4 protein-coding genes are annotated in these 5,169 nt (G+C 38.3%); 2 read left to right on the forward strand and 2 right to left on the reverse strand.

All coding sequences use genetic code 11. The features are described from left to right. Nucleotides 1–54: 54 nt before the first annotated feature. Complete coding sequence (locus IQ228_RS20575; protein WP_193964212.1) at nt 55–276, forward strand: hypothetical protein; 222 nt, start codon at nt 55–57, stop codon at nt 274–276. A 145-nt stretch (nt 277–421) separates the two neighbouring features. Here IQ228_RS20575 and IQ228_RS20580 read toward each other — a convergent pair whose 3' ends face one another. Then, the gene (locus IQ228_RS20580; protein ID WP_193964214.1) at nt 422–1,186 is read right to left on the reverse strand and encodes a Uma2 family endonuclease; all 765 of its coding nucleotides are present in this window, start codon (nt 1,184–1,186) and stop codon (nt 422–424) included. A 148-nt stretch (nt 1,187–1,334) separates the two neighbouring features. Between IQ228_RS20580 and IQ228_RS20585 the strand changes: the two genes are divergently transcribed. Continuing rightward, complete coding sequence (locus IQ228_RS20585) at nt 1,335–3,614, forward strand: ATP-dependent helicase (RefSeq protein ID WP_193964216.1); 2,280 nt, start codon at nt 1,335–1,337, stop codon at nt 3,612–3,614. Nucleotides 3,615–4,175: 561 nt separating this feature from the next. Here the strand turns inward: IQ228_RS20585 and IQ228_RS20590 are convergent. Further along, nucleotides 4,176–4,769, reverse strand: coding sequence for a thylakoid membrane photosystem I accumulation factor (locus IQ228_RS20590; protein ID WP_027402840.1), 594 nt, complete (start codon nt 4,767–4,769; stop codon nt 4,176–4,178). Nucleotides 4,770–5,169: the final 400 nt, after the last annotated feature.

The following is a 5,169-nucleotide window of genomic DNA, read 5'->3' on the forward strand; positions in this document are numbered from 1 at the left end:
CCATAAGTTATAATCTATTTAAAGAAAGTCAATTAAATGAAGAAAACCTAAATTATGGTAACACTAGAAGAGGCAATTTCAACTGTTAATCAACTTCCTTTTGAACAAAGAGAAATGTTATTAGAAATTATTAAAAATCAAATGATTGAATCTCGTCGTGAAGAAATTGCTGAAGATGCAAAAAAAGCGATTTCAGCCTTTCACAGAGGAGAATTAAAACCTCAATCTATGGAGAGTATTATTGTTGAATTACAGGCAAGTTTAACAGAAGATTAATGAGAGAATTAGTTTTAACGCCTAATATCAAATTTAGTCATCTTTAGATGACTTTTGCTATTAGACTGGGAATTCATTCTCAGTCGGGCTATTTGTTTTTACTTCCATTAAATCCAAAACCGTCACCATTACATTTAATTTAATATTACGCTTCCGGTTCAATCCCCAAAGCCCGTAATTGTGCAGTCAAACGATTTGCTCTTTGTGTTTCCTGTTCGGCTCTTTCATTACCAGTCAATAACAAATTGCCTTGCAAATCCCACCACCGCAGCCAAGGTAATTCCATATTCTGATATTCTCCCTGCCATAAACCTAACTCCACACCCATAGCTGTAATTGAATAATGTCCTCGTTCATTTGCTGGCAATAACTGATATTTTCCACCAATTAATTCATAAACTTCTATACTGGCTTTATTCACTTCATAAATGCCATAAAAAGCCGGTTTAATCACCTGTTCATAAATCCATAATTTACCCTTCCAAGGCGTTTTATCTCTTTCTTCACTACCATTCCCAGAAACAAATTCTAACGCAATTAACGGCGAAATATATTCTTGCCAAAGGACATAGGAGCGTCGGGTTTTACCATTTAAAGAAGGTGGTACATTGGGAACATAGAACCAGTCTGGCGCTTCTGCACCTTTTTCTGGTGGTTCAGTAATACGCCAATAAATACCTAAATCCTGTCCAATACAATATTGACCATCAGGATTTAATTTCTTGAGGATGGGTGTAATGGAGTCAGTCAGTAAGATGCTTTGAGGATGTTCTTGCCAATTTTGACCTACGGTACGCTTCGCTAACACAAATGTACCGTCCGACTCTGGGAGTTGAGTGTGGTCTGGAAGAGAGGTTTCTGGATAAGGGCGTAAGTCTTGATCTTCCTGGACATCAGTTGTAAAAGTCATTATGTCCTCCTGCTGGTGTGAGGTTTATTTTAGTTTAGCAATAATAGGAGGGAAAGCGATCGCCCAGCGCTCCGTATGATGTAATGAACCTACTCCTCTAATTGAGGATATTAACTTAAATCAAATTACACAGCTTGTATAAAAACTAATGACTAATGACCAATCACCACTGATTAAGTTAAAAGAGAATATCGCCACCATTCGCGCCCAACTGCGCCCAGGACAAACGCAAATGGCGGATTGGAGATGGGGACCATTGGCTGTGTCTGCTGTGCCTGGGGCGGGCAAATCTACGGGGATGGCGGCAGCAGCAGCGATCGCCATTGCTCGTCAATATGAGGATTATTTAAACACAGGCAATCAGGATTATAAACAGTTAATTGTTGTTACTTTTACCCGTTCTGCCACTGCTAATATTAAACTTAAAATTCGGGAAAACTTAAAGAAATTATCTTTACCACAAACAGGATTTGCAGTTTATACTTTGCATGGTTTAGCTTTAATTATTGCTAGTCGTCATCCTCATTTATCGGGTTTACAATTAGAAAATTCGACTTTAATCACACCAAATCAAAGTCATAAATTCATTCGCACAGCAGTAGAACAATGGATTGCTAATTATCCAGAAATTTATCTACGCTTACTTGCAGGAAAGCAATTTGATGGAGAAGAAACCGAAAAACTCCGTCGTCAATCGGTGCTGCGAACGGAAATATTACCAGATTTAGCTTATACGGTGATTCATGAAGCCAAAAGTTCGGGAATATCGCCAGCAGATTTATTAAAGTGGAGTGAACAAACTCATAATAAATATGACATTTTAAGAATAGCCGCTGGATTATATGAACAATATCAAAAAATCATGCAGTTACAAGACTTTATTGATTACGATGATATGATATTAGGGGCTTTAAAAGTTTTGCGAAATCCTAGCACCTGCCGCATTGAACAAAATAAAGTTTTTGCTGTTTTTGAAGACGAAGCTCAAGATTCTAGTCCATTACAAACAGATTTATTAGAAATACTCGCTAGTCAAGAATATGCAGATAAATTAGATAAATCAGCTTTGAATTTAATCAGAGTTGGTGATCCTAATCAAGCCATTAATTCTACATTTACACCTGCTGACCCGATTTATTTTCGGGAATTTTGCGAAGATTGTCAAATTCAAGATAGACTAGCCCAAATGGATCAAGCTGGGCGCAGTACACAAATAATTATTGATGCAGCTAACTTTGCTTTAGAATGGGTCAATAATCAAGATTTTGCCAAAACTCAACATAGACAAGCACCATTTAGAAATCAAAAAATTCACCCAGTTAAGCAAGAAAATGGCAATCCTCAACCTGTGGGACAGGGTTTAGAACTTCATACCCCTAGAGATATTCATCATACAGTTGAATTACTTTCCCAAAGAGTAATTGAGTTATTTAGGGAAAATCCCCAAGCTTGTGCAGCGATATTAGTGAGAGAAAATCGCCAAGGACGATGGTTAGCTGCGGCTTTAGAACCAATATGTGAAGAACATAAAATTAAACTTTATGATGTGGGAGAAAAGGAACGCCGTTCTCATGTTCCTCAAGAAATTCTATCATTATTGCAGTTTTGCGATCGCCCCCATTCTCCCGATTATCTCAAAGCTACCTTAGAAGTCCTTGTAGAACGACAATTAATTCCTACCCAAGATATTAATACTCTAGCTAGTTTACCTGAAGAATTTCTATATCCGGGTCCTTTAGCCACACCCCAAACAGAAACAGTCCAAAAAGCGGCTCATCTTTGTCGGAGTTTACTCAGGGCTTATTTAGAATTACCATTTTATCAAATAATTTCTTTTTTCGCCTTAACCTTAAAATATGATCAAGCCGAATTAGCCACTGCTGACAAACTTGCAGAACGGGTAAATCTGCAAATTTTTGGTAATAGTTCTATGGGGGCAATGATCTCAACTTTAAGTGAAATTGTCAATTCCGAAAGATTTGAATCTGTAGAACCAGAAAATGTAGAAGCACAATATACCAAAGCCGGACAATTAACAATTATCACCATGCACAAAGCCAAAGGGCTAGACTGGGATTATGTATTTTTGCCTTTTCTCCATGAAAATTTAATTCCTGGACGATTTTGGATTCCCTCCCAAGGACAATTTTTAGGTGATTTTACTTTATCAGAAGTTGCCCGCGCCCAAATTCGTGCCGGACTTCACAAAAAACCCATACCGGATATTAACCCAGCCTGGGAAGAATCAAAATACCTGAAAATTGCCGAAGAGTATCGGTTACTTTATGTTGCCATGACTAGAGCCAAAAGACTCTTATGGATGTCTGCGGCTCAAAAAGCACCTTTTACTTGGAATAAACCGGAGAATTTACAAACATCAGCCCCTTGTCCAGTTTTTACAGCTTTAAAACGGCAATTTTCTCAGTGAAATAATGTATTTCTCCTTTTCTCGTTCCCATACTTTCTCGTTTCTTCTCGTTCCCATACTCCGTATGGGAATGAATTCAGAAGGCTCTGCCTTCCATAATAATAGAGGCAGAGCCTCTGTGATAGCATTCCCAGTCAGAGACTGGGAACGAGGTATGATGTATGACTTATGCTTTTCTCGTTCCCATACTCTGTATGGGAATGAATTCAGAAGGCTCTGCCCTCCATAATAATAGAGGCAGAGCCTCTGTGATGGCATTCCCAGTCAGAGACTGGGAACGAGGTATGATGTATGACTTATGCTTTTCTCGTTCCCATACTCTGTATGGGAATGAATTCAGAAGGCTCTGCCTTCCATAATAATAGAGGCAGAGCCTCTGTGATAGCATTCCCAGTCAGAGACTGGGAACGAGGTATGATGTATGACTTATGCTTTTCTCGTTCCCTCTGTATGGGAATGAATTCAGAAGGCTCTGCCCTCCATAATAATAGAGGCAGAGCCTCTGTGATAGCATTCCCAGTCAGAGACTGGGAACGAGGTATGATGTATGACTTATGCTTTCTATTGGTCTTCTAACTGACTGCTGAATTCTTTAGGTGAACGTCGTTTTAACTCGACTGACTCAGTGCGGGGTAATAAATCAAATATTTCTCTCAATTTGTCGTCTATTTCCTCAAAAGGTACTTGACCTTTTTTGTTCAAGATTACCTTACCTGACTGGTCAAAAACTACAACTTGAGGAACACTTCCTCCATAGTAATATCCCGCTTCTGTGGGTTGATAGGTATTCTTAGTTAAAAGAGTATCAACGCTGACAGGAATGATTTCTGTGGCGCGACCATAGAATGCTTGCATCTCGGAAACAACCGGCGCATATTTTTTGCAATCGCTACTATCATCAATGTAGAATGTTACTATGGCTGGTTTATGTTCTGCTAATGCCTGTGCTAGAGTTTCTTTGGAGGGAACGAGAGAACCATTACCAGCATAAATTACAAAAATATTGCCATCATATCGGTCATCTTTAATACCTGCTAATGCTGGCTGCATACTAATTATGAATAGGCAAACAAGCAGCAATAAGCATTTCGACACTAACCGTTTCCAATTAGTAATTATTTGAGTTTGTGAAAAAAGCCACTTTATGCTATTCATTAACAGAAACCTTGTCTTTGCTACTATTTTTTGTGAGTTTGTGCTGAATTGATGTTAACTGGTTTGGATAATAATCACACGCACGCACTATTTTTTAACTATTTTGCGTAATTCCCCACCCTCAATGTACTCATAGGGTGGGGATGTAAGCAAGTCAAAAACAAAACGTTCAAAAAATGTTTTTACTTGCAGTAAAAGAATTTTGAGGACAGTTGAGTTTTTGACAAAATATTAGGTTGTCGGCGAATTTACAATGCTAGTATAGCATAAGTTAAGAAAGTGAATGAGAGGTAATTATCAATGGCGTTACGTAGAGCGACTTTCAGACTATATCCTAATAAGCAAGTCAATGAAATGTTGCACTACCACCGCAAACTTCATAAAGATTTGTACAATGCTG

Source organism: Dolichospermum sp. LEGE 00246 (genome assembly GCF_015207865.1).
Lineage (GTDB): Bacteria > Cyanobacteriota > Cyanobacteriia > Cyanobacteriales > Nostocaceae > Dolichospermum > Dolichospermum heterosporum.

Coding starts and splice junctions, on each gene's coding strand:
- IQ228_RS20575 (WP_193964212.1), top strand. CDS start 55: ATGGTAACACTAGAAGAGGCAATTTCAACTGTTAATCAACTTCCTTTT.
- IQ228_RS20580 (WP_193964214.1), bottom strand. CDS start 1,186: ATGACTTTTACAACTGATGTCCAGGAAGATCAAGACTTACGCCCTTAT.
- IQ228_RS20585 (WP_193964216.1), top strand. CDS start 1,335: ATGACTAATGACCAATCACCACTGATTAAGTTAAAAGAGAATATCGCC.
- IQ228_RS20590 (WP_027402840.1), bottom strand. CDS start 4,769: ATGAATAGCATAAAGTGGCTTTTTTCACAAACTCAAATAATTACTAAT.